Origin of the sequence: Streptomyces sp. SLBN-8D4, assembly GCF_049739545.1 — a bacterium.
In the GTDB taxonomy this organism is placed as follows: Bacteria; Actinomycetota; Actinomycetes; order Streptomycetales; family Streptomycetaceae; genus Streptomyces; species Streptomyces canus_C.
Genome location: NZ_JBMGQC010000001.1, coordinates 2,503,923 through 2,526,660 on the forward strand (window position 1 = coordinate 2,503,923; position 22,738 = coordinate 2,526,660).

General features: G+C 71.5%; 22 protein-coding genes and 1 pseudogene. 13 read left to right on the plus strand and 10 right to left on the minus strand.

All coding sequences use genetic code 11. The annotated features are described in order from the left end of the window. Positions 1–123 precede the first annotated feature (123 nt). Both RKD20_RS11000 and RKD20_RS11005 read right to left on the minus strand, forming a co-directional pair. Positions 124–1,329: a serine/threonine-protein kinase gene (locus RKD20_RS11000; RefSeq protein WP_424877571.1), complete on the minus strand. Its 1,206-nt coding sequence runs from the start codon at positions 1,327–1,329 to the stop codon at positions 124–126. A 136-nt stretch (positions 1,330–1,465) separates the two neighbouring features. After that, a pseudogene (locus tag RKD20_RS11005) lies at positions 1,466–1,680 on the minus strand (IS110 family transposase); the annotation flags it as partial. Positions 1,681–2,409: 729 nt separating this feature from the next. Between RKD20_RS11005 and RKD20_RS11010 the strand changes: the two are divergent. From RKD20_RS11010 to RKD20_RS11020, 3 genes are all read left to right on the plus strand, one after another. After that, entirely contained in the window at positions 2,410–2,610 is a 201-nt protein-coding gene (locus RKD20_RS11010; RefSeq protein WP_007385362.1) for a DUF4236 domain-containing protein, read from the plus strand. Between the two features lie 83 nt (positions 2,611–2,693). Further along, entirely contained in the window at positions 2,694–4,223 is a 1,530-nt protein-coding gene (locus RKD20_RS11015; RefSeq protein ID WP_424877572.1) for a helix-turn-helix domain-containing protein, read from the plus strand. Positions 4,224–4,274: 51 nt separating this feature from the next. After that, positions 4,275–4,670: a TOBE domain-containing protein gene (locus tag RKD20_RS11020; protein WP_381336162.1), complete on the plus strand. Its 396-nt coding sequence runs from the start codon at positions 4,275–4,277 to the stop codon at positions 4,668–4,670. Positions 4,671–4,687: 17 nt separating this feature from the next. Here the strand turns inward: RKD20_RS11020 and RKD20_RS11025 are convergent, their stop codons facing one another. Beyond that, positions 4,688–5,377: a M24 family metallopeptidase gene (locus tag RKD20_RS11025; protein WP_424877573.1), complete on the minus strand. Its 690-nt coding sequence runs from the start codon at positions 5,375–5,377 to the stop codon at positions 4,688–4,690. 260 nt (positions 5,378–5,637) lie between these two features. Between RKD20_RS11025 and modA the strand changes: the two genes are divergently transcribed. The 4 genes from modA (at position 5,638) to RKD20_RS11045 (ending at position 9,359) form a co-directional block, all read left to right on the plus strand. After that, complete coding sequence (gene modA / locus RKD20_RS11030) at positions 5,638–6,453, plus strand: molybdate ABC transporter substrate-binding protein (protein ID WP_424877574.1); 816 nt, start codon at positions 5,638–5,640, stop codon at positions 6,451–6,453. Continuing rightward, the gene (gene modB, locus RKD20_RS11035) at positions 6,450–7,313 is read left to right on the plus strand and encodes a molybdate ABC transporter permease subunit (protein WP_424877575.1); all 864 of its coding nucleotides are present in this window, start codon (positions 6,450–6,452) and stop codon (positions 7,311–7,313) included. The genes modA and modB overlap by 4 nt, the downstream gene beginning before the upstream one ends. Positions 7,314–7,812: 499 nt before the next feature. Next, positions 7,813–8,892: an ABC transporter ATP-binding protein gene (locus tag RKD20_RS11040; protein WP_424877576.1), complete on the plus strand. Its 1,080-nt coding sequence runs from the start codon at positions 7,813–7,815 to the stop codon at positions 8,890–8,892. A 260-nt stretch (positions 8,893–9,152) separates the two neighbouring features. Further along, positions 9,153–9,359 (plus strand): hypothetical protein, encoded by a 207-nt coding sequence (locus tag RKD20_RS11045; RefSeq protein WP_078612759.1) that lies wholly within the window; start codon positions 9,153–9,155, stop codon positions 9,357–9,359. Positions 9,360–9,410: 51 nt separating this feature from the next. On the opposite strand, the gene RKD20_RS11050 is transcribed toward RKD20_RS11045, so the two are convergent. Then, on the minus strand, positions 9,411–9,839 hold the full coding sequence (locus RKD20_RS11050; RefSeq protein ID WP_424877577.1) for a DUF6299 family protein: 429 nt from the start codon (positions 9,837–9,839) through the stop codon (positions 9,411–9,413). 242 nt (positions 9,840–10,081) lie between these two features. Here RKD20_RS11050 and RKD20_RS11055 point away from each other — a divergent pair, with 242 nt between their 5' ends. Beyond that, positions 10,082–10,276 carry a DUF5999 family protein gene (locus RKD20_RS11055; RefSeq protein WP_424877578.1) on the plus strand — a complete coding sequence of 65 codons (195 nt, stop codon included), beginning with the start codon at positions 10,082–10,084 and terminating at the stop codon, positions 10,274–10,276. A 73-nt stretch (positions 10,277–10,349) separates the two neighbouring features. Here RKD20_RS11055 and RKD20_RS11060 read toward each other — a convergent pair whose 3' ends face one another. Next, the gene (locus RKD20_RS11060) at positions 10,350–10,748 is read right to left on the minus strand and encodes a RidA family protein (protein ID WP_424877579.1); all 399 of its coding nucleotides are present in this window, start codon (positions 10,746–10,748) and stop codon (positions 10,350–10,352) included. Then, positions 10,745–11,872 carry an acyl-CoA dehydrogenase family protein gene (locus RKD20_RS11065; RefSeq protein ID WP_424877580.1) on the minus strand — a complete coding sequence of 376 codons (1,128 nt, stop codon included), beginning with the start codon at positions 11,870–11,872 and terminating at the stop codon, positions 10,745–10,747. The genes RKD20_RS11060 and RKD20_RS11065 overlap by 4 nt, the downstream gene beginning before the upstream one ends. Positions 11,873–12,035: 163 nt before the next feature. On the opposite strand from RKD20_RS11065, the gene RKD20_RS11070 reads away from it, so the two are divergent. Next, positions 12,036–13,628, plus strand: a complete 1,593-nt coding sequence (locus tag RKD20_RS11070) for an AMP-binding protein (RefSeq protein WP_424877581.1) — start codon at positions 12,036–12,038, stop codon at positions 13,626–13,628. A gap of 15 nt (positions 13,629–13,643) precedes the next feature. Further along, positions 13,644–14,456: a PaaX family transcriptional regulator C-terminal domain-containing protein gene (locus tag RKD20_RS11075; RefSeq protein ID WP_424877582.1), complete on the plus strand. Its 813-nt coding sequence runs from the start codon at positions 13,644–13,646 to the stop codon at positions 14,454–14,456. A 46-nt stretch (positions 14,457–14,502) separates the two neighbouring features. Here RKD20_RS11075 and RKD20_RS11080 read toward each other — a convergent pair whose 3' ends face one another. Continuing rightward, the gene (locus RKD20_RS11080; protein ID WP_424877583.1) at positions 14,503–16,779 is read right to left on the minus strand and encodes a bifunctional salicylyl-CoA 5-hydroxylase/oxidoreductase; all 2,277 of its coding nucleotides are present in this window, start codon (positions 16,777–16,779) and stop codon (positions 14,503–14,505) included. 2 nt (positions 16,780–16,781) lie between these two features. Beyond that, positions 16,782–17,609 carry an enoyl-CoA hydratase family protein gene (locus RKD20_RS11085; protein ID WP_424877584.1) on the minus strand — a complete coding sequence of 276 codons (828 nt, stop codon included), beginning with the start codon at positions 17,607–17,609 and terminating at the stop codon, positions 16,782–16,784. Positions 17,610–17,929: 320 nt separating this feature from the next. On the opposite strand from RKD20_RS11085, the gene RKD20_RS11090 reads away from it, so the two are divergent. Continuing rightward, positions 17,930–18,382 carry an ATP-binding protein gene (locus RKD20_RS11090; RefSeq protein ID WP_424877585.1) on the plus strand — a complete coding sequence of 151 codons (453 nt, stop codon included), beginning with the start codon at positions 17,930–17,932 and terminating at the stop codon, positions 18,380–18,382. 28 nt (positions 18,383–18,410) lie between these two features. Here RKD20_RS11090 and argF read toward each other — a convergent pair whose 3' ends face one another. Continuing rightward, a complete protein-coding gene (gene argF, locus RKD20_RS11095; RefSeq protein ID WP_424877586.1) occupies positions 18,411–19,418 on the minus strand; it encodes an ornithine carbamoyltransferase in 1,008 nt (335 codons plus the stop codon). A 59-nt stretch (positions 19,419–19,477) separates the two neighbouring features. Further along, positions 19,478–20,701, minus strand: coding sequence for an arginine deiminase (locus RKD20_RS11100; RefSeq protein WP_424877587.1), 1,224 nt, complete (start codon positions 20,699–20,701; stop codon positions 19,478–19,480). Positions 20,702–20,824: 123 nt separating this feature from the next. Here RKD20_RS11100 and RKD20_RS11105 point away from each other — a divergent pair, with 123 nt between their 5' ends. Further along, positions 20,825–21,829, plus strand: coding sequence for an SPFH domain-containing protein (locus RKD20_RS11105; protein WP_424877588.1), 1,005 nt, complete (start codon positions 20,825–20,827; stop codon positions 21,827–21,829). Beyond that, positions 21,826–22,719, plus strand: coding sequence for a hypothetical protein (locus RKD20_RS11110; RefSeq protein ID WP_424877589.1), 894 nt, complete (start codon positions 21,826–21,828; stop codon positions 22,717–22,719). The genes RKD20_RS11105 and RKD20_RS11110 overlap by 4 nt, the downstream gene beginning before the upstream one ends. Positions 22,720–22,738 lie beyond the last annotated feature (19 nt).

Sequence of the window (22,738 nt, forward strand, 5' to 3'; positions counted from 1 at the left end):
GCTCCACTTCCCGCCCCGATCTTCCTGGACCACCGCCGTCGTACACGGTCCGTCCGTATCAATGCTGCCTACATGTACCACCCGCCTTCGACACCGCCCCCACGGTGTCACCGGAAGCCGGGCTCAGAGGCCGGGCTGTGCGGCGTACCGGCTCCGCAGCTCCTCGGCCACGCGCAGCGACGCGGGCGGTCGTCCCGGCTTCCGGGGCACGGGTACGGGCGCACCGGCCACTGGGGCGGGGGGCGCCGGGCTGCCCGCCGGCGAGCCGGGCGACTGCTCGGCCCCGGCGGCGTTCTCCGCCTCCTCCGCGTCTTTCGCGTCCGCCGTGACCGGCTTCGGTGCGCCTGGTGAGGGACCGTCCAGCGGACTGTCCGGCTCGTCCTCGCCGAGCTCGACCGCCTGCTCGGCTATTCGCCTCCACACCGTCGAGGGCGACTCGTTCCCGGCAGCCGGCTCCTCCACGTCCGTCGCGGTGGCGTCGATCAGGGCGTGCCGTGCCGCCATGGGAGACAGCCCCGCCTCGGACAGCACGCTCGTGCATCCGGCCATCACCGCATCGAGGGAAGGCCGGTCGGCCGGATCGTGGGCCAGCATGGAGCCGATCAGCGGCTCCAGGATCTGGGGGAGGCCGCTCAGGTCCGGGGCCTGGTCGGCGTTGGCGACCTGCCCGACGATCGCCTCCCAGCGCGCCCCGTCATAGGGGTAGTGCCCCGTGGCCGCGTACAGCAGCACCGTGCCGAGGCCGTACACATCGGCGGACTCCTTGACCTTTGTCCGCCCCTGAGCCTGCTCGGGCGGCATGCAGCGCACGGTGCCGATGATCATTCCGCTGTGGGACAGCGTGTCCTTGGCGGTATCGAGGAACGCACCGAGGCCGAAGTCGATCAGGATCGGGCCGTAGGTCCCGAGCATGACGTTCTGCGGCTTCAGGTCCCGGTGGAGCAGCCCTACCGCGTGCACGGCCTGGAGCCCCTCCGCCAGCAGGGCGCCGAGGCTGGCCGCCAGGGGAGCGGACAACGGGCCGTTCCCGTCCACGTACGACAGCAGCGTCTGGCCGGGCACGTACTCCATGGCCAGCCACGGCCGTTCCGCGTAGGGGTCGGCGTCCAGGAAACGGGCGACCCGGTTCGTCCCCACGACCGTCCTGGCGATGAGCGCTTCCTTCTCGAAGCGTGCGCGCGCGACCGGGTCCAGCCGGTCCGAGCGGATCAGCTTCACCGCGACCGGATCGCCTGCGGGTGAGAAGGCCAGATAGACCTCCCCCATTCCCCCCGAGCCCAGCTCCCGCTCGACCGCGTACCGGCCGATCTGTCCGGGCACCCCGTTCATGAACCGTGCACATCCTCTCGTGTGCTGCATGTCCCCCAAGCAGCCTTCACTGAGCCCAACAGCCTAATCCCAGAATGAAGCGGAGTAACCCCATCTCGCCGTAGCCTCGATCTCCTCCTCGCAACTTCTGTCGCCATGGCAGGGCGCCGACGGGGGCAGGCTGGTCCACGACCACCAGGACGGTGCCGAACTTAGCCTTGAGCTTGTCGAAGACGGCCCGCAGTTGGGACTCGCCGTTGGGCAGGGCCTTGTCGAAAACGTTCTTCCCGGCCAGGGTGAGTCCGTGGCCGTGGAGGTTGCTTTGCCGACGTCCAGGCCGAGGAAGACGCCCGCCTCGTCGATGCCGATCACCGTGCCTCCCACATGCGTCGGTGCTGTGCCGACCTCGGCGGCGGGACCGTTCGCGCGCATCCACGTTATGCAGACCTGCCGCCCGCGAGTGGCATTGCGCCCGGGCCGGGCGGTGGCCGGACCTCTGATCAGCGTCTCCGACGGCACCCCTCGGACCCGGTGACACCCCCAGGTCATCCGTTCGACAGGGGGCAACAGTCATGCCGGGTCCAGAGGCCAGCGGCCCTCTTGCAGGACCGCGAAGAAGATAACGGGGTGGCCAGAGGTCGCACAGTGCGAAGCGTCTCCGGGCTGCTCTGAGCACAAAATTCCCTGCGCCATGAGACTCCAACGCCAGCAATGATCTTCAATATCCTCCCTCACTCAAACTTCAGTGAGAATGCTCAACAATCGCTGCGACAGGTCACTCGCGGTGATGTGCGGCGCACTGGGGATTCCCCGCGGGCGGGCCCATCGGGCGGCACCCCATCGGTGCCGAACCGGCGCGCAGGCCCGCTTTCCCCTGTCGACCGTCCGGGGCCCGCTCGCCGCAGCGCGATCCTCCACAGGGACGCCCCCTGCCCCGACTCCGCACCTTCACACCCTCACCCACCCGGCGCCCGACACCCAGCAGCCCCAACTCGCCCACGCCGAAAGGGCGGTACGAAACCCGGTACCCATCAGTTCACCGAGCCGGGGTAGGCGGACGGAGTCGAAAGCACGCGACCGACCTTCAAAGGGAGGCCCCCCATGCCGCTCACGTTCCGCAAGAGTTTCCGGATTCTTCCCGGGGTGCGGCTGAACATCAACCGGCACTCCTGGTCCATCACGACCGGTGGCGGAAGTCATGGACCGAAGCACACGCACAGCAGCACCGGACGTCGTACGACGTCAGTGGATCTGCCCGGACCTTTCGGGTGGCGGCGGACCCGTACCGCCAAGCGCCACTGACCTTCACTCAGGTCTGTGCGGGCCCCTCCCCCGAACGGACCCTCCGGAATGCGCCATCTCATATCTGAGATAGCCTCAACGCCATGGCAGACGACTACCTCGTACGTATCGGCAGGCTCATCCGTGACGCCCGACAGCACCGGGGCTGGACACAGTCGCAGCTTGCCGAGGCACTCGGCACCAGTCAGAGCGCCGTCAATCGCATCGAGCGCGGCAATCAAAACATCAGCCTTGAGATGATCGCCCGTATCGGTGAAGCGCTGGACAGCGAAATCGTCTCTCTGGGCTACGCGGGCCCGATGCATCTGCGTGTGGTCGGCGGTCGTCGGCTGTCCGGCGCGATCGACGTCAAGACGAGCAAGAACGCGTGTGTGGCCCTGCTCTGCGCCTCGCTCCTCAACAAGGGGCGCACGGTGCTGCGCAGGGTCGCCCGCATCGAGGAGGTCTACCGCCTTCTTGAGGTGCTGAGCTCCATCGGGGTGCGCACCCGGTGGATCAACGGCGGCGTCGACCTCGAACTCGTGCCGCCGGCCGAGCTGGACATGGCCGCCATCGATGCCGAGGCCGCCGTCCGCACGCGCTCGATCATCATGTTCCTCGGCCCACTGCTGCACCGCATGGACAGCTTCAGGCTGCCGTACGCCGGCGGCTGCGACCTCGGCACCCGGACCATCGAGCCGCACATGATCGCGCTGCGCCGGTTCGGCCTGGACGTCGCGGCCACCGAGGGCCAGTACCACGCGCGGGTCGACCGGCAGGTCCGCCCCGACCGTCCGATCGTGCTGACCGAGCGCGGCGACACCGTGACGGAGAACGCGCTGCTCGCGGCCGCCCGCCACGACGGCGTCACCGTCATCCGCAACGCCTCCTCCAACTACATGGTCCAGGACCTGTGCTTCTTCCTGGAGGCCCTCGGGGTCAGGGTCGAGGGCATCGGCACCACCACCCTCACCGTGCACGGCGTGCCGCAGATCGACGTGGACGTCGACTACTCCCCCTCCGAGGACCCGGTCGAGGCGATGAGCCTGCTGGCCGCGGCCGTGGTGACGGAGTCGGAGCTGACGGTGCGCCGGGTGCCGATCGAGTTCCTGGAGATCGAGCTCGCGGTCCTGGAGGAGATGGGGCTCGACCACGACCGCACGCCGGAGTACTTCGCCGACAACGGCCGCACCCGGCTGGTCGACCTCACGGTCCGCCCCTCCAAGCTGGAGGCGCCGATCGACAAGATCCACCCGATGCCGTTCCCCGGCCTGAACATCGACAACGTCCCGTTCTTCGCGGCCATCGCGGCGGTCGCCCAGGGCCAGACCCTCATCCACGACTGGGTCTACGACAACCGCGCGATCTACCTGACGGATCTCAACCGGCTGGGCGGACGCCTCCAACTCCTCGACCCGCACCGGGTACTGGTGGAGGGCCCGACCCGCTGGCGCGCCGCCGAGATGATGTGCCCGCCGGCCCTGCGCCCCGCCGTGGTCGTCCTGCTGGCGATGATGGCGGCCGACGGCACGTCGGTGCTGCGCAACGTCTACGTCATCAACCGCGGTTACGAGGACCTGGCCGAACGGCTCAACTCGGTGGGGGCCCAGATCGAGATCTTCCGGGACATCTGACGGACGAGTGCGGGACCGCTCGGAGTGCGCTGATCGCCTATCTTGGCGCGTATGCAGTCCTACACGATCGGCCAGGCCGCACGGCTGCTCGGCGTGAGCCCCGACACCGCGCGGCGGTGGGCGGACGCCGGGCGGGTGCCCACGCACCGGGACGAGGGCGGGCGGCGCCTCGTCGACGGCAGGGATCTGGCCGCTTTCTCCGTGGAACTGGCGAAGGGGGAGGGCGGTGAGGAGGGCGTGTCCCACACGTCCGTCCGCAACGCCTTCCCCGGCATCGTCACCGCCGTGAAGCTCGGCGATGTCGCGGCCCAGGTGGAGATCCAGGCGGGCCCGCACCGGCTGGTGTCGCTGCTGACACGGGAGGCCGTGGAGGAACTCGGCCTGGAGGTCGGGGTGGAGGCCACCGCCCGGGTGAAGTCGACGAACGTGCACATCGACCGCACCTGAGCGGGCCGTCGCCCGGGTCAGAGGGTGAGCAGTTCCTCGTGGAAACCGCCGAACTCCCGCTCGGCGTCGATGAGATGGATCTCCAGGATCCAGTGGCAGCGACGTCCCGCCTTGTCGGTGCGGCGCAGTGGGGTGTCGTTGGCGGAGGTGATGTACGACTCCACGTCGGCGCCGTCGATCCACTCGTGCGGAAACTCGCCGACGAGGTGTCCTGCGTGCCAGCCGCCCAGTGCCCAGCCGGACTCGGCGGCGAGCCGTTCGACCTCGGCGTACAGCCGCGCGCCGGTGATGCCCGGGTCGGCCTCGAAGGCGCTCCGGCCCGCCGCGAAGATCTTCGGCAGGTCGTCGCGGAGGCGGTGCTTGACCGGGTCGTCGCCGAGGACGAAGGTCCGCCCGAAGTCGGCCTCGTACTCCTCGAAGATCGGGCCGAAGTCGGCGAAGACGATGTCGTCCGCGCCGATCACGCGGTCCGGCGGGTTCTCCCGGTACGGCTGGAGCGTGTTCGGTCCGGAGCGCACGATCCGCTTGTGCCAGTGCCGGGTGGTTCCGAACAGGTCGTTCGCCAGGTCCCGGATCCGGTCACCGACCGCCCGCTCCCCCCGGCCCGGCGCGACCAGTCCGCGCGCCTCGATCTCCGCGAAGAGCTTTGCGGCCCTCGCCTGGGCGTCCAGCAGCCTTGCCGCGCGTGTGGGTTCGTCGTCCGCCATGGGCCGAACGTATGCACCTCGGTTCGTGGCCGGCAACGGCATTCCTTCGCGCCGCCCCGGCCGCTCCACAGCCACGACCGGAGTCCGTAGGAACGCACATGCCAACCTGATGGATCAGATCTACCGCTCATGCGATGTGACAGGAGACTTTCACCTGGCATCTGCGTCAGTATGATCGACGTACACGCGGATCGCCGACGAGCGGGACCGCCGGGACGCAGGTGATCGTGTCCGTGAGGACCAGAGGGAGTGGACCCGTGATGACCCCTACCCCGCGCCGGAACCACCGGGCCCTGCGGACGGCCGGCGCCGGCGCCGCCGCGCTGCTGGCCCTGAGCGCCTGCTCGTCGTCCGGATCGGACTCCTCCACGAAGCCGGACTCCTCCGCCTCGGGCCGGCTCTCCGGCACCGTGACCGTGTTCGCCGCCGCCTCCCTCCAGGAGAGCTTCACGGCGCTGGGCAAGGAGTTCGAGAAGGCCCACCCGGGCACAAAGGTCACCTTCAGCTTCGGCGGCAGCGACTCGCTGGCCGCGAGCATCACCGGCGGCGCCCCGGCGGACGTGTTCGCCTCGGCCAGCCCCAAGACGATGAAGATCGTCACGGACGCGGGGGACGCCTCCGGCACGCCCGTCACCTTCGTGCGCAACCAGCTGGAGATCGCCACCCTGCCCGGCAACCCGCACCGGGTCGGGTCGCTGAAGGACCTCACGGACAAGGACCTGAAGGTCGTGCTGTGCGCCCAGGAGGTGCCCTGCGGCGCCGCCGCCCAGAAGGCCCTCGCGGCGAGCAGGCTGAAGCTCACTCCGGTCTCCTACGAGCAGGACGTCAAGGCCGCGCTGACCAAGATCGAAATGAAGGAGGCCGACGCGGCCGTCGTCTACAAGACCGATGTGCACGCGGCGGGTGACAAGGTGGAGGGCGTGGAGTTCCCCGAGTCCGCCGACGCCGTCAACGACTATCCGATCACCCTGCTCAAGGGCACACATGACACGGAGACCGCGAAGGCGTTCATCGCGCTCGTGCGGTCCGCCGAGGGTCGGAAGGTCCTGACCGGGGCCGGGTTCCTGAAGCCGTGAGCCCGGTCGACAAGGCCGCCGCCGCGTCCGAGACCCTCCGGGGCGGGCCGCGGCGCCGCCGTGTCCGGGCTCCCGGCGGCGGCCGTGGTGTGCCCTTGCCGCTGCTCGTGCCCGCGTTGATCGGCGTGGCGTTCCTGACCGTGCCACTGGTCGCCCTGCTCGTACGGGCCCCCTGGCGCGGTATGCCCGAACAGCTGACCGGCGCCGCCGTGTGGCAGGCGCTCCAGCTGTCCCTGGTCTGCGCCACGGCCGCGACCGCGGTGAGCCTGGTGCTCGGGGTCCCGCTGGCCTGGCTGCTGGCCCGTGTCGAGTTCCCCGGCCGCGGTCTGGTCCGTGCCCTGGTCACCCTGCCGCTGGTCCTCCCGCCGGTCGTCGGCGGTGTCGCGCTGCTCATGGCACTGGGGCGCAACGGGGTCGTCGGGAAGTGGCTGGACGCGTGGTTCGGGATCACGCTGCCCTTCACCACCGCCGGGGTCGTGGTCGCCGAGGCGTTCGTCGCGATGCCCTTCCTCGTCATCAGCGTGGAGGGCACACTGCGGGCCGCCGACCCGCGCTACGAGGAGGCGGCGACGACCCTGGGCGCCTCCCGCTTCACCGCGTTCCGGCGGGTCACGCTGCCGCTGATCGCGCCGGGTGTGGCGGCGGGCGCCGTACTGGCCTGGGCGCGGGCGCTGGGCGAGTTCGGCGCGACGATCACTTTCGCCGGCAACTTCCCCGGCCGCACCCAGACCATGCCGCTGGCCGTCTACCTCGCCCTCCAGAGCGACCCGGAGGCGGCCATCGCCCTCAGCCTGGTGCTGCTGGCCGTGTCGGTGACGGTACTGGCTGGGCTCCGCGACCGCTGGATGGCGGCGGGATGAACGGGGCCGGCGGCGGGAGGGCGGGGGGCGGCGACCACGCGTGGCATGACCCCGGTGACGCCGCGATCCCCCGGACCGCCGGGCCGGCCGAGCACGGGACCGCGCAGACCGGAGCCGGTCCGGCCGCCGCGACCGGCGTCGATGCCGACCACGCGACGTACGACCCCAGTGCCACCGAGGCCGCCCGGACCGCCCAGACCGCTGAGCACCGGGCCACGCAGACCGGCACCCGTCCGGCCGCCGCGACCGGCGTCGGCCCCGCGAGCGGCACCGAGGCAATCGCACGGTCGGCACCGGTGACGGGCGGACGGCGCAGGCCGGTGGCGGGCGGGCGGAACAGGCCGGTGACGGGCGGACGGCGCAGGCCGGTGGCGGGCGGGCGGAACAGGCCGGTGACGGGCGGGCCACACAGGCCGGTGACGGGCGGACGGCTCAGACCGGTGGCGCCGATACTGAGGGGATCGGCGGCAACGATACGGACGGGACCAGTGACCGCCCCATGACCGGCAGAACCCGAGCCGTCGTCCCCGACGCCACCCCGGACGGCCTCGATGCCCGACTGGTCGTGGACCGCGGTACCTTCCGCCTCAACGTGCCCCTGGCCGTCGCCCCCGGCGAGGTCGTCGCCCTGCTGGGCCCGAACGGCGCCGGCAAGACCACCGCCCTGCGCGCCCTCGCCGGGCTCACCCCGCTCACCGACGGCCATCTACGGCTGGACGGCGCCGCGTTGGAGCGCACGCCTCCCGAGTCCCGCCCGGTAGGCGTCGTCTTCCAGGACTATCTGCTCTTCCCGCACCTCACCGCTCTCGACAACGTCGCCTTCGGCCCGCGCTGCCAGGGCGCGAGCAAGGCGCAGGCACGGGCACGGGCCGCCGAGTGGCTCGACCGCATGGGTCTCGCGGCCCACGCGGGCGCCAAACCCCGCAAGTTGTCCGGTGGTCAGGCCCAACGCGTCGCCCTGGCCCGCGCGTTGGCCACCCGTCCCCGGCTGCTGCTCCTCGACGAGCCCCTGGCCGCCCTCGACGCCCGCACCCGTCTGGAGGTCCGCGCCCAACTCCGGCGCCATCTGGCCGAGTTCGAGGCCGTCGCCGTACTCGTCACCCACGACCCGCTGGACGCGATGGTCCTAGCCGACCGGCTGGTGGTCGTCGAACACGGCGAGGTCGTCCAGGAGGGCGTCCCCTCCCACATCGCCCGCCATCCGCGCACCGACTACATCGCCCAGCTGGTCGGCCTGAACCTCTACCGGGGCGAGGCCGACGGCCACACGGTCCGCCTCGACGCCGGGCCCGCGCTCACGACCACGGAAGACCTCACGGGGCCCGTTTTCGTGGCGTTCCCGCCGAGTGCCGTGACCCTCTACCGCGAACCCCCCGCCGGCTCCAGCGCCCGCAACCACTGGCGCTGCGAGGTGGCCGGGCTGGAGACCCACGGCGACCAGATCCGCGCCGACCTCACCGGCGAGCTCCCCCTGGCGGCGGACCTCACGACGGTGGCCGCGGCCGAACTGGACCTGCATCCGGGCGCGGAGGTCTGGGCCGCGGTCAAGGCGACGCAGACGCACGCGTATCCCGTCTGACGTCCGGGGCCGGAGGGAGGTCTGCCGGGACCGGGTCGACGAGTCACGGGTGATCACGCACTGCCACCGCCTGGCGCCCGTCCCTCCCGGCCTCACCCGAACGGCCGCCAGGACAGGCTGCCCGACCCGCCCGTTCCTAGCGTGAACGCATGCCCGGCCCCTCGCGGACCGCAGGACCGCCGGGCGGCAGGACCGCAGGAGGAGGAGACCATGATCCTGGCCACCCTCGAACACACACCCGATACGAAGGCAGGGGTCCGGTGACGGCCGCGGAGGACCCGCCCGCACGGCGGTGCGCGAGCCGGCACTCCGGTCCTCGGGACGGGGAGGAGTGCGGAGCCCGCGCCCGCTTCGAGATCGCCTGCCACGCCCGGCCACCCCTGGTCGTGTGCCCTCAACACCTGGGCCCCGCCCTGCTGTTGGCCGACGGAGTGCTGTGGCCTCCGGAGATCGCACTCGTGCGCTGACCGCCCGCGCCCGGTGGTGGGCGAGGCCACCGGGACGCACGTGGGCCGCGCTCAGCCCTTCGTCAGCGTGATGTCGCGCTGCTCGGCCGCGTGGAAGCGGGGCAGCGGCAGACCGCCCTGGAGGGTGAGTTCCATGAGGGTGGCCTCGACATGAGCCGCACCCGGTGCGAGGGCGGCCGGGGTGGGCTTGCCCGTGTTCTGCCAGCTGTGCTCCACGCCGTCGCACACCGCGCGGGTCCCGCCGATGCCGTACCGGCTCGACGAGGAGCGCTCGCCCACGGAGGAGCTGACGAACACGGGGCCCGAACCGCCGGTGCAGCGGTAGGTGCCGGACAGGGTCACGGTGCCGTCCTCGGCGATACGGCCGACGGGGTCGATGGTGACGGTCTCGTACGGGGCGGCGCTCGCCGGCAGCGCGGGGGCGGCCAGCAGGAACAGTGCGGCACCGGCGACGGCGGCGAGAGCGGGGCGAACGGACACGGGGGTACCTCCCGGATGAGTGGAACGGGCGTCTCCACTGCTACCGGGAACCCGCCCGGACAGCCCTGACCGTCACTCATTCGGTGGCGAGTCCGCACCGAGCGTCGTGGAACCGTCCGAGAGTTGTCCGCGTGTTGTCACGCTTCATGTCGGGCTGTTCCGATGAGTTCGCGACGGGAGCATGGTCTACCCATACGGATACGGACCCCATAGGGACGGTCCGCCGAATGTGGAGGTGCGCCATGTGTTCTCACCGGTCTTCGAGCGCTTCGTCCGACGACATCACCCCGCACATCGTCGCCGCCCACCCCGAGCAGGGCTGGAACCTCCTGTGCAACGGCGCGATCGTCTTCGACGACACCGGCGAGCTGCTGCCCGACGGCCGCGTCGTCGCCCCGCACCGAGTGCCGACCGGAGAGCTGGCCGTCGCCGCCTGACCACTTCCGCCCCGGGGCGCCACCCGGCAGAACGGCACCGCCTCTGCACGACGTCGCGGGCGGCTCGGCGGCGCTACGGCAGCACAGCGAATCCGTCCAGCTCCACGGACGCCTGGTCGTCCCACAACCGTACGACCTCCACGACCGCCATCGCGGGATAGTCACGGCCCGCCAACTCCCGCCAGATACGGCCCAGTTCACGTACGTGGGCGCGGTAGGCGGCGATGTCGGTGGCGTAGACGGTGACCCGGGCGAGGTCGGCGGGCGTGCCGCCGGCCGCTCGCAGGGCCGTCAGCAGGTTCGTGAGCGCACGCTCGAACTGCTCGGGGAGGGTCTCCCCCACCACCTTGCCGTCGGCGTCGAGCGCGGTCTGCCCCGCGAGGAAGACCACCCGGGACCCGGTGGCGACGACCGCGTGGGAGAAACCGGTGGGCGGGGACAGTTCGGGCGGGTTGATGCGCTCGGCGCTCACGGCACCTCCAGGTCGGCGTACAACTCCTTGGCGATGATGCCCCGTTGGACCTCGCTGGCCCCTTCGTAGATGCGCGGGGCGCGCACCTCCCGGTACAGGTGCTCCAGCAGGTGTCCGCGCTCCAGGGCACGGGCGCCGTGGAGTTGGACCGCGGTGTCGACGACGTGTTGCGCGGTCTCGGTGGCGAGCAGTTTCGCCATCGCCGCGCGCTTGGGCACGTCCGGGGCGCCTTCGTCGTACGCCGTCGCCGCCGCGTACACCATGAGGCGGGCCGCGTCCGTGCGCAGGGCCATCTCGGCGACCGTGTGGGCGACGCTCTGGAGGTCCCTCAGCTTGCCGCCGAAGGCGTCCCGTCGGGAGGTGTGCGCGAGGGTCGCGTCCAGTGCCGCCTGTGCCATGCCCAGCGCGAAGGCGCCGACGCTGGGCCGGAAGAGGTTGAGGGTGCCCATGGCGACCCGGAAGCCTCGGTCGACCTCACCGAGGGCGTCGTCCGCGCTCACCGGTACGGCCTCGAAGGCGAGGGCGCCGATGGGGTGCGGGGAGAGCATGTCGAGGGCGGTGCCGGTCAGCCCGGGCCGGCCGGCGGGCACGAGGAACGCCGTGACTCCGCGGGCTCCCGCGCCGGGGGTGGTGCGGGCGAAGACGGTGTAGAAGTCGGCCTCGGGAGCGTTGGAGATCCAGCACTTCTCCCCGGTGAGCCGCCAGCGGGAGGGGCCGTCGGACTCGGCGGACAGGGACAGGGCCGCCGCGTCCGACCCCGCCCCGGGCTCGCTCAGCGCGAACGCGGCCACCGCTGCGCCCTCGCCGACCGCCGGCAGCCAGCGTTCCCGCTGGGCCGGGGTGCCGTGGGCATGGACGGGGTGGGCGCCGAGGCCCTGGAGGGCGAGGGCCGTCTCCGCCTCCGTGCAGGCGTAGGCGAGGGACTCCCGCATCAGGCAGAGATCGAGGGCGCTGGAGGTGAACAGCCGCTCCAGCAGCCCCAGTCGACCGAGCTCGGCGACCAGCGGACGGTTCACCTGCCCCGGCTCGCCCTTCTCCGCGAGCGGGCGCAGCCGTTCCGCGGCCAGGGCACGCAGCTCCGCACACCGGGCGGTCTGTGACGGTTCGAGCGAGAATGCGGGCATTGCCGGTCCCCTCTCGTCGGCAGGACCCCTCGACAGTATCGCGTGCCGTTGACTGTCGTCACCAACACGATACGCTCCTCGTACGAGCCCACCATCGACGCCCACAAGGCGGCCCACGCGGTCATGCGGCCACGCGGTCCACAAGGCAAGGGGGCGACCCGCCATGAACGTCTCGGCCCACGTCGACACCTTCGCGCGCGACCACCTCCCGCCCCCCGACCAGTGGCCGGAGCTCCGCTTCGACCTGCCGGAGCTGAGGTACCCCGATCGGCTGAACTGTGCCGCCGAGCTGCTGACGGGCCCGCCCGACGAGCGCCCGGTCTTCCACACCCCGACCGGGGCCACATGGACGTACGGCACACTCCGCGCCCGGGTCGACCGGCTCGCGCATCTCCTCACCGGCGACCTGGGGGTCGTCCCCGGCAACCGTGTCCTGCTGCGCGGCCCGACCACGCCCTGGCTCGCGGCCTGCTGGCTGGCGGTGCTGAAGGCGGGCGCGGTCGCGGTGACGGTACTGGCCCAGCAGCGTCCGCACGAGCTGGCCACGATGTGCGAGATCGCGCGCATCGAGCACGCCCTGTGCGACATACGCGCCGTGGACGACCTCGCCAAGGCCGAGATACCGGGCCTGAGGATCACGACGTACGGCGGCGACGCCCCCGACGACCTCCTGAACCGCGAGGCGCCCGGGACGCCGTACCCCGCGGTGCGGACCGCGGCCGACGACGTGGCGCTGATCGCCTTCACCTCCGGGACCACCGGACGCCCCAAGGGCTGTATGCACTTCCACCGGGATGTGCTCGCGATAGCCGACACCTTCTCCGAGCATGTGCTCAAACCACATGGGGACGATGTCTTCGCCGGCAGCCCCCCGCTCGGGTTCACCTTCGGGCTCGGTGGCCTGGTGATCTTCCCGATGCGTGCGGGCGCCAGCTCCCTCCTCCTCGAACAGGCCGGTCCCCGCCAGTTGCTGCCGGCCGTCGCCGAGCACCGGGTCTCCGTTCTCTTCACCGCGCCCACCGCCTACCGCGCGATGCTCGACGAGCTCGACGCGTACGACGTCTCGTCCCTGCGCCGCTGTGTCTCCGCCGGGGAGAACCTGCCGGCGGCCACCTGGCGGGCCTGGCGGGAGCGGACCGGGCTGCGGATCGTGAACGGCATCGGCGCCACCGAGCTGCTGCACATCTTCATCTCCGCGGCCGACGAGCGCATCCGGCCCGGGACGACCGGGGTGCCGGTACCCGGCTGGCACGCGCGCGTGGTCGACGAGACGGGTCACGAGAAGCCCGACGGCGAACCCGGGCTGCTCGCCGTGCGCGGCCCCGTCGGCTGCCGCTATCTCGCCGATCCCCGCCAGCGCGACTACGTGCGGGACGGCTGGAACATCACCGGCGACACATACATCCGCGAGAACGACGGGTACTTCCGCTATGTGGCCCGCGCGGACGACATGATCATCTCCGCCGGGTACAACATCGCCGGACCGGAGGTCGAGGACGCCCTGCAGCGACACCCGGACGTGGTCGAGGCGGCGGTCGTGGGACGGGCCGACGAGGCGCGCGGTCAGGTCGTCGTCGCCTTCGCCGTCCTCAAGGAGGGCGCCGAGCGCGACGCGGAGGCGCTGCGCGCCTTCGTCAAGGCCGAACTGGCGCCCTACAAATGCCCGCGCGAGATCGTCTTCCTGGACGCGCTGCCGCGCACGGCGACCGGCAAACTCCAGCGGTTCCGGTTGCGCACCGGTGGTGACCAGCAGTGATCCACACGACCTAAGATGATCAACGTGTCCGACCAGCATGCACCACGGTCTCTCATCGTCACGCTCTACGGAGCCTACGGCCGCTTCATGCCGGGCCCCGTGCCCGTCGCCGAGCTGATCCGGCTGCTGGCCGCGGTCGGCGTGGACGCCCCCTCCGTACGGTCGTCGGTGTCCCGCCTCAAGCGGCGCGGCCTGCTGCTGCCGGCCCGCACGGCCCAGGGGGCCGCCGGGTACGAACTGTCCCCGGACGCCCGCCAGGTGCTCGACGACGGCGACCGGCGCATCTACGCGGTGACGCCGCCCGAGGACGAGGGCTGGGTGCTCGCGGTGTTCTCGGTGCCCGAGTCGGAGCGGCAGAAGCGGCACGTGCTGCGCTCGCGGCTGGCCGGACTCGGCTTCGGCACGGCGGCCCCCGGGGTGTGGATCGCGCCCGCGCGGCTGCACGAGGAGGCCCGGCACACCCTCCAGCGGCTGCGGCTCGACCCGTACGTGGACCTCTTCCGCGGCGAGCATCTCGGTTTCGCGGCCACCGTCGAGGCGGTCGCCCGCTGGTGGGACCTGGCCGCGATCGCCAAGGAGCACGAGGCGTTCCTCGACCGCCACGCGCGTGTGCTGCGCGACTGGGAGGACCGGGCCGACACCCCACCGGAGGAGGCCTACCGCGACTACCTCCTCGCCCTCGACTCCTGGCGCCACCTCCCCTACGCCGACCCCGGCCTGCCCGCCCCGCTGCTCCCGGGGGACTGGCCGGGCGAGCGGGCGGCGGCGGTGTTCCGTGGCCTGCACGAGCGGCTGCGGGACGCGGGGGCCACGTTCGCCGGCTTGTGATCCCGGGCCCAGCACGGCCCAAGGCCCCGCCCGACGGGCGGCGCCCTCAACTCCCCAGCGTGAGACGGGGCTTGGGGGCGTCCGTGCGGCCGGTCTGCGGACGTCGGCGGCCGGCGCGGTACGGGTCGGGCCACACGACGCCGGGACCCTCGTACCCCTGCTCGGCGGCCGCGTGCAAGGTCCAGTGCGGGTCGTAGAGGTGGGGGCGGGCCAGCGCGCACAGGTCCGTACGCCCGGCCAGGATCAGTGAGTTGACGTCGTCCCAGGAGGAGATGGCGCCGACCGCGATCACCGGGAGGCCGGTCTCGTGGCGGATCCGGTCGGCGTACGGCGTCTGGTACGAGCGCCCGTACTCCGGGTGCTCCTCGGCCACGACCTGCCCGGTCGACACGTCGATGGCGTCGGCGCCGTGCGCGGCGAAGGCGCGGGCGATCTCGACGGCGTCCTCGGCCGTGGTGCCGCCCTCGGCCCAGTCGGTGGCGGAGATACGGACGGTCATGGGCCGTTCCTGCGGCCACACTTCCCTGACCGCGTCGAAGACTTCGAGCGGGAAGCGCAGGCGCTTGGCGAGCGAGCCGCCGTAGGCGTCGGTGCGCCGGTTGGTCAGCGGGGAGAGGAAGCCGGAGAGCAGATAGCCGTGGGCGCAGTGCAATTCGAGCAGGTCGAAGCCGGCTCGGGCGGCACGCCAGGCGGCTGCCGTGAACTGCTCGCGGATGTCCGTCAGTTGGGCGCGGCCGAGCTCGCGCGGGGTCTGGTTGGAGGGCTTGTAGGGGATCGGCGACGGCGCCACGACCGGCCAGTTGCCCTCCGGCAGGGGCTCGTCGATGCCCTCCCACATCAGCTTGGTCGAGCCCTTGCGGCCGCTGTGGCCGAGCTGCAGGCCGATCGCGGTGCCCGGTGACTGCGCGTGCACGAAGTTCGTGATCCGCTTCCAGGCCTCCGCCTGTCTGCCGCTGTAGAGCCCGGTGCATCCGGGTGTGATCCGTCCCCCGGGCGAGACGCACACCATCTCGGTCATCACCAGCCCGGCGCCGCCGAGGGCCCGGGCGCCCAGGTGGACCAGGTGGAAGTCGCCGGGGACGCCGTCGGCGGCGGAGTACATGTCCATCGGCGAGACCACGACCCGGTTGCGCAGGGTCAGACCGCGCAGCCGGAACGGGGTGAACATGGGGGGCGTGCCGGGCGGGCAGCCGAACTCGCGCTCCACGGCGCCGGTGAAACGCGGGTCGCGCAGGCGCAGGTTGCCGTGGGTGACGCGGCGGCTGCGGGTGAGCAGGTTGAAGGCGAACTGGCGGGGCGGCTGGTCGAGGTACAGGCGGAGGTTCTCGAACCACTCCAGGCTGGCGCGGGCGGCGCGTTGCGTGGAGGCGACGACGGGTTTGCGCTCCGCCTCGTAGGCCGCCAACGCCCGTTCCAGCGAAGGCTGTTCTTCGAGGCAGGCGGTCAGGGCGAGGGCGTCCTCCACGGCGAGCTTGGTACCGGAGCCGATGGAGAAGTGGGCGGTGTGGGCCGCATCGCCGAGAAGCACGGTGTTGCCGTGCGACCAGTGGTCGTTGACCACCGTGCGGAAGGTGGTCCACGTGGAGTTGTTGGAGCGCAGCGGGCGGCCGCGGAGGGCTTCGGCGAAGATCTTGGCGCAGCTCTCCGTCGACTCCTGCGGGGTGGCCTCGTCGAAGCCGGCCGCCTTCCAGACCTCCTCGCGCATCTCGATGATCACGGTGGAGGCGTCGGGGGCGTAGGGGTAGCCGTGGAGTTGCATCACGCCGTGCTCGGTCTCGGCGATCTCGAAGCGGAAGGCGTCGAAGGGGAAGTCGGCGGCGAGCCAGATGTAACGGCAGTGGTGCGGGGTCACATGGGGGCGGAACACATGGCCGAGGCGTTGACGGGTGGTGCTGTTGACTCCGTCGGCCGCGATGACCAGGTCGTGGCTCCGGGCCAGGTCGGGTGGGGCCTCGGTGCGGAAGCGGAGGTCGACACCGAGGGCGCGGCAGCGGGTGTGCAGGATGTCGAGGAGTCGCCGGCGGCCCAGTGCGGCGAAGCCGTGACCTCCGGAGGTGTGCCGCAGGCCCCGGTGCACGATGTCGATGTCGTCCCAGCGGACGAAGTCCTCGCACAGGGCCTCGTAGACCTCGGGATCCGCGTGTTCGATGCCTCCCAGGGTCTCGTCGGAGAGCACCACGCCGAAGCCGAAGGTGTCGTCGGGAGCGTTGCGTTCCCACACGGTGATGTCCCGCCCGGGATCGAGCCGCTTCAGCAGGGCTGCCGCGTACAGTCCTCCGGGGCCGCCGCCGATGATCGCGATGCGCCGGACAGTAGTGGACATGATCACCGCCCCTTCCATTTCGGCGGCCGCTTCTCCGTGAACGCCGCGTGGAACTCCCGGTAGTCCTCACCGTTCATCAGCAGGGCCTGCGTCGAGGCGTCCAGTTCCACCGAGGCCGCGAGCGGCATGTCCAGCTCCGCCGTCAGCAGTGCCTTCGTCTGGGCGTACGCCAGTGCCGGGCCCTCGGCCAGGCGGTGGGCCAGGGCCTGCGCGGCCTCGTCCGCGCCGCCGTCCGTCGTGAGTTCGCTGATCAGGCCGATGCGCTCGGCCTCGGGGGCGCGGACCGGTTCGCCGAGCATGAGGAGACGGGTGGCGTGGCCGAGGCCGACCACGCGGGGCAGCAGATAGGCCGCGCCCATGTCGCCGCCGGACAGGCCGACGCGGGTGAACAGGAAGGCGAAGCGGGCCGAGGGGTCCGCCACCCGGAAGTCGGCCGCCAGGGCGAGGACCGCGCCCGCGCCCGCCGCCACCCCGTGCACGGCCGCGATCACCGGGAACGGACACTCCCGTACGGCCCGCACGACCTGGCCCGTCATCCGGTTGAAGTCGAGGAGCTGGGCGGTGTCCATGGCGAGGGTCGCGCCGATGATCTCGTCGACGTCACCGCCGGAGCAGAAGCCGCGGCCCTCGCCGGCCAGGACCAGGGCCCGGACGGAGCGCTCGCGGGACAGCTCGGCGAGCAGGTCGCGCAGGTCGGCGTAGGCGCCGAAGGTGAGCGCGTTGAGTTTGTCGGGGCGGGCGAGGGTGACCGTGGCGACCCCGTCGGCGAGGTCGACGCGCAAGTGCTGCCAGTGGGGGGTGCGGGCGGCGGAGCCGGTGAAGGGGCTCATGTCCGTGCGGCCTCCTCGTGCTCGGGCGAGGTTCGAGGTGCGCTCTGCCCTTCGAAGCTATCACCCATCTTTGACTGTCGTCACGAGTACGCGATAGGAGCATCCGGATGTGACCCGGCGCATCCGGATGTGACCTGGCCCCGTCACATCCGTCACGGCTCGTCGACAGACCGGCAACGGCGGGATCAGCCGTGAGAGGCAAGCCGTTGCTGCGGGTAAGCCGCCTGTCAACGGGGCCGAAGGTCCCCCGCGGTGCCCGCCGGACGACTCTGCCGACGGCGCCGTACCATTCATACGGTTGAAAGCAGGACAGCCTGCTCATGAACGGAACCGCCTTGCACGATCGCCCCTCAGCCTCCGCCTCCTGGCGCATCGCGCTGCCGCATTCCGCCGCGGCCGTGCCCGTGGCGCGCGCTCTGGTCCGCACCGCGCTGGCCGAGCTGGAGCACGGGGCGGACTGCGACACCGCGGAGCTGCTGACGGCCGAGCTGGTGGCGAACGCCGTGGAGCACACGGCCGGCGACACCCCGATAGAGCTGGTCGTGGAGCTGCTGCCGACCGGCTGCCAGGTGGAGGTGCACGACCCGGACCCGGCGCCCCCGGGCCACCTCACCCAGCCGGACACCAGGGACCCGGACCCCTGGCAGGAGCACGGCCGGGGACTGCTCCTGATCAGGGCGCTCAGCTCGTCGTGCGGCCACCGCCCGACCGAGACCGGCAAGGCGGTGTGGTTCCGGCTGGCGGTGGTGCCGCCTCAGTGGCGGCCGGCGTGACGCTCAGGCCGGCGGCCCGGTGTGACGCTCAGGCCAGCGTCGCCACCAGCACGGCCTTGATCGTGTGCAGCCGGTTCTCCGCCTCGTCGAACACGACCGAGTGCGCCGACTCGAACACCTCGTCCGTGACCTCCAGGGACTCCAGCCCGTGGGTCTCGAAGATCTCCTGCCCCACCTTCGTACCGAGGTCGTGGAAGGCGGGCAGGCAGTGCAGGAACCTGACGTCCGCGTTCCCCGTGGCCCGCAGCACGTCCATGGTCACCGCGTACGGCGACAGCGCGGCGATCCGCTCGTCCCACACGTCCTTCGGCTCCCCCATGGAGACCCAGACGTCGGTGGCGACGAAGTCCGCCCCCCGCACGCCCTCCTCCAGCGACTCCGTGAGGGTGATCCGCGCCCCGCTGTCCACGGCGAGCGCCCGCGCCCGCTCGACGACGTCCTGCGCGGGCCAGTAGGTCTTCGGCGCGACGATCCGCACGTCCATCCCGAGCAGCGCGCCGGTGACCAGATACGAGTTGCCCATGTTGAACCGCGCGTCCCCGAGGTAGGCGAACGCGATCTCCCGGACCGGCTTCGCGGTGTGCTCGGTCATCGTCAGCACATCGGCCAGCATCTGCGTGGGGTGCCAGTCGTCGGTGAGGCCGTTGTACACCGGCACCCCGGCGTACCCGGCCAGCTCCTCCACCTTCTGCTGGCTGTCCCCGCGGTACTCGATCCCGTCGTACATACGGCCGAGCACGCGCGCGGTGTCGCGCACGGACTCCTTGTGCCCGATCTGCGAGCCGGACGGGTCCAGGTAGGTCGTCGAGGCACCCTGGTCCGCCGCCGCGACCTCGAACGCACAGCGGGTGCGCGTCGAGGTCTTCTCGAAGATCAGCGCGATGTTCTTCCCGCTCAGGTATCGCGTCTCGGTCCCCGCCTTCTTGGCGGCCTTCAGCTCGGCCGCCAGCTCGACCAGGCCGAGGAACTCCTCGGCCGTGAAGTCGAGCTCCTTGAGGAAGTGACGCCCGGCGAGGGCGGTGAGGACAGTCGCCATGGGGGCGCTCCAGAGGGACGAGAACAGGACTGTGGAAGTCTATACGATATTCAGCATTTCTATACAGCCGCTCTCTCCACCGGACAGCTCATGCAGCGCGGCCCGCCCCTGCCCCGCCCCAGCTCGCTGCCCGGGATCTCGATGACCTCGATGCCCTGCTTGCGCAGATGGGTGTTGGTGGTGGCGTTGCGCTCGTAGGCGACGACGACACCCGGCTCGACGGCGAGGACGTTACAGCCGTCGTCCCACTGCTCGCGCTCGGCCGCGTGCACGTCCTGGGTGGCGGTCAGGACCCGGATCTCGCTCAGCCCGAGCGCGGCGGCGATCGCGCGGTGCATGTGCTCCGGCGGGTGGTCGGTGACCTTGAGCTCCTTGTCGCCGACACCCGGTTCGATGGTGTACGAGCGGAGCATGCCGAGCCCGGCGTACTGGGTGAAGGTGTCGCCGTCGACCATCGTCATCACGGTGTCCAGATGCATGAAGGCCCGCCGTTTCGGCATGTCGAGGGCCACGATCGACTGCGCGGAGCCCTCGGCGAACAGCTTGTGCGCGAGCATCTCGACGGCCTGGGGCGTGGTCCGCTCGCTCATCCCGATGAGGACGGCACCGTTGCCGATGACGAGGACGTCACCGCCCTCGATGGTGGACGGGTAGTCGGCCTGCCCCTCCGACCAGATGTGGAACGTCTCGTCGCGGAAGAGCGGGTGGTGGCGGTAGATCGCCTCGAAGTGGACCGTCTCGCGCTGCCGGGCGGGCCACTTCATGGCGTTGACGGAGACCCCGTCGTATATCCAGGCGGAGGTGTCCCGGGTGAAGAGGTGGTTGGGCAGCGGGGCGAGGAGGAAGTCGTCGAGGTCCATGACATGGAAGCGCACCGAGGTGGGCTCCGGGTGCGCCTCCAGGAACTCGCGCTTGGTCATCCCGCCGACGAGGGCTTCCGCGAGTTCCCCTGCGGGCAGTGCCTCGAAGGAGGCCCTCAGGTGGTCGGTGGCCAGCGGGCCGTACTCCTTCTCGTCGAAGACGCGGTCGAGCACGAGCGACCGGGCCGCCGGCACCTGAAGGGCCTCGGCGAGCAGGTCGCCGAAGAGGTGCACGGCGACACCGCGGTCGCGCAGTACGTCGGCGAACCCGTCGTGCTCGGCGCGCGCCCGGCGCACCCACAGCACGTCGTCGAAGAGGAGTGCGTCCTTGTTGCTCGGGGTGAGCCTTTTGAGCTCGAGATCCGGCCGGTGCAGGATGACGCGGCTGAGCCGCCCGGCTTCGGAGTCGACATGGAATCCCATGTCTCCATCCTGACCAACGGGAAGCGTGTTGACCCCTTCGTTCGTACAGATTTCCCGTTCTCGTCCTCTTGACGATAAACGGATCGTGCGGTTATCGTCGTACGGACGAAAAGAGGGGGTTCGATGGCCGACATCACCCGGCGCCTCGGTTGGCGCCATCTGCGCGGCGCGCCCACGGCGCACATCCGGCACCACCGCGGCGGCACACTGCTGCACGACGGTCCGGGGCTCAGCTTCTGGTTCCGCGCGCTGACGGCCGCGCTCTCCGAAGTCCCCGTGGACGACCGCGAGTTGGCCATGACCTTCCATGCCCGTACGTCCGACTTCCAGGACGTGGCGGTCCAGGCGACCGTGACCTACCGGATCGGCGACCCGGCGCTCGCCGCCGCCCGCATGGACTTCTCGATCGACCCCGACACCGGGGTGTGGCGGGGTGCGCCCCTGGAGCAACTGGGCACGCTGCTCACGGAGACGGCCCAGCAGCACGCGCTCGACGTACTGGCCCGCACTCCCCTGTCCGCCGCCCTGGTGGACGGCGTGGCGGCGGTGCGCGAGCGGGTCGCGGCGGGCCTGGACGCCGAGCCACGGCTGCCGGCCACCGGCATCGAGGTGGTCGCCGTACGCGTGATGGCACTGAGACCCGAGCCGGAGGTGGAACGGGCGCTGCGCACCCCGGCCCGCGAACAGATCCAGCAGGAGGCCGACCGGGCGACCTACGAACGGCGGGCCGTGGCCGTGGAGCGCGAGCGGGCCATCGCCGAGAACGAACTGGCCAGCCAGATCGAACTCGCCCGCCGCGAGGAGCAGTTGGTCGAACAGCGGGGCACGAACGCACGCCGGGAGGCGGAGGAGCACGCGGCGGCGGACGCGGTACGGGCCGAGGCGGAGGCGACGCGTTCGGTACGGCTGGCCCGCGCGGAGGCCGAGGGAGCGCGCGCGGTCGGCGACGCGAAGGCACAGGCGCAGGCCGCCTGGCTGAAGGTGCACGAGGACGTCGAGGTCGCCACACTGCACGCCCTCACCGGGACCCGGCTCGCCGAGAACCTGCCCCGCATCGACAGCGTGACGATCTCGCCGGACGTGCTGACGGGGCTCCTGGCCAAGCTGGGCGCACGGGAGCCGGAGTGAGTCTCGCGCCACGGGCCGTCCTGGTCCATCGCACCACGGAGTACGAGGAGTTGGTGGCCCACCACGGCACCCACGGCCAGGCCGCCTTCTTCCTCTCCTCCCGGGGCCGGCACATCGAGGAGGTCGCCGAACGCCATGAGCGCAGCCGCCGCGCACTCGCCGAGGTGACCTCCGCGATCCCGCTGACCTGGCGGCAGGCACGGGTGGAGCGGGCCGACCTGGACCGCTTCCTGTTCGCTCCCGAGGACGTCGTGATCGTGGTCGGCCAGGACGGCCTGGTGGCGAACGTGGCCAAGTACCTGTCCGGCCAACCGGTGCTGGGCATCGACACCGAGCCGGGCCGCAACCCGGGTGTCCTGGTTCGGCACCGTCCGCGGGATACGGCGGGGTTGCTGGCGGCGGCCGGTAGTACGAGCGTCGACGAGTTGACGATGGTCGAGGCCGTCGCGGACGACACCCAGCGGCTCGTCGCACTGAACGAGATCTACCTGGGCGCCGCCGGTCATCAGACCGCCAGATACCGCCTGGGCCTGGAGGGCGACGGGGGTGTCGTCGAGGCCCAGGCTTCGTCCGGGGTGCTGGTGGGGACCGGGACCGGAGCCACGGGCTGGCTCCGGTCCGTGTGGCAGGAACGGGGTGGTGCCCTACGGCTGCCGGCCCCGACGGAGACCCGCCTGGTCTGGTTCGTCCGCGAGGCCTGGCCGTCCCCGGCCACCGGCACCTCCCTGACCGCCGGCGAACTCCCCGCCCCCACCCGCCTCCGCCTCACCGTCGAGTCCGAGCGTCTGATCGCCTTCGGGGACGGGATGGAGGGCGACTCACTGGAGCTGACGTGGGGACAGACGGTGGAGGTGGGGGTGTGCGCGGAGCGGTTGCGGTTGGTGGGGTGACCGTGGGGTGACCCCACGG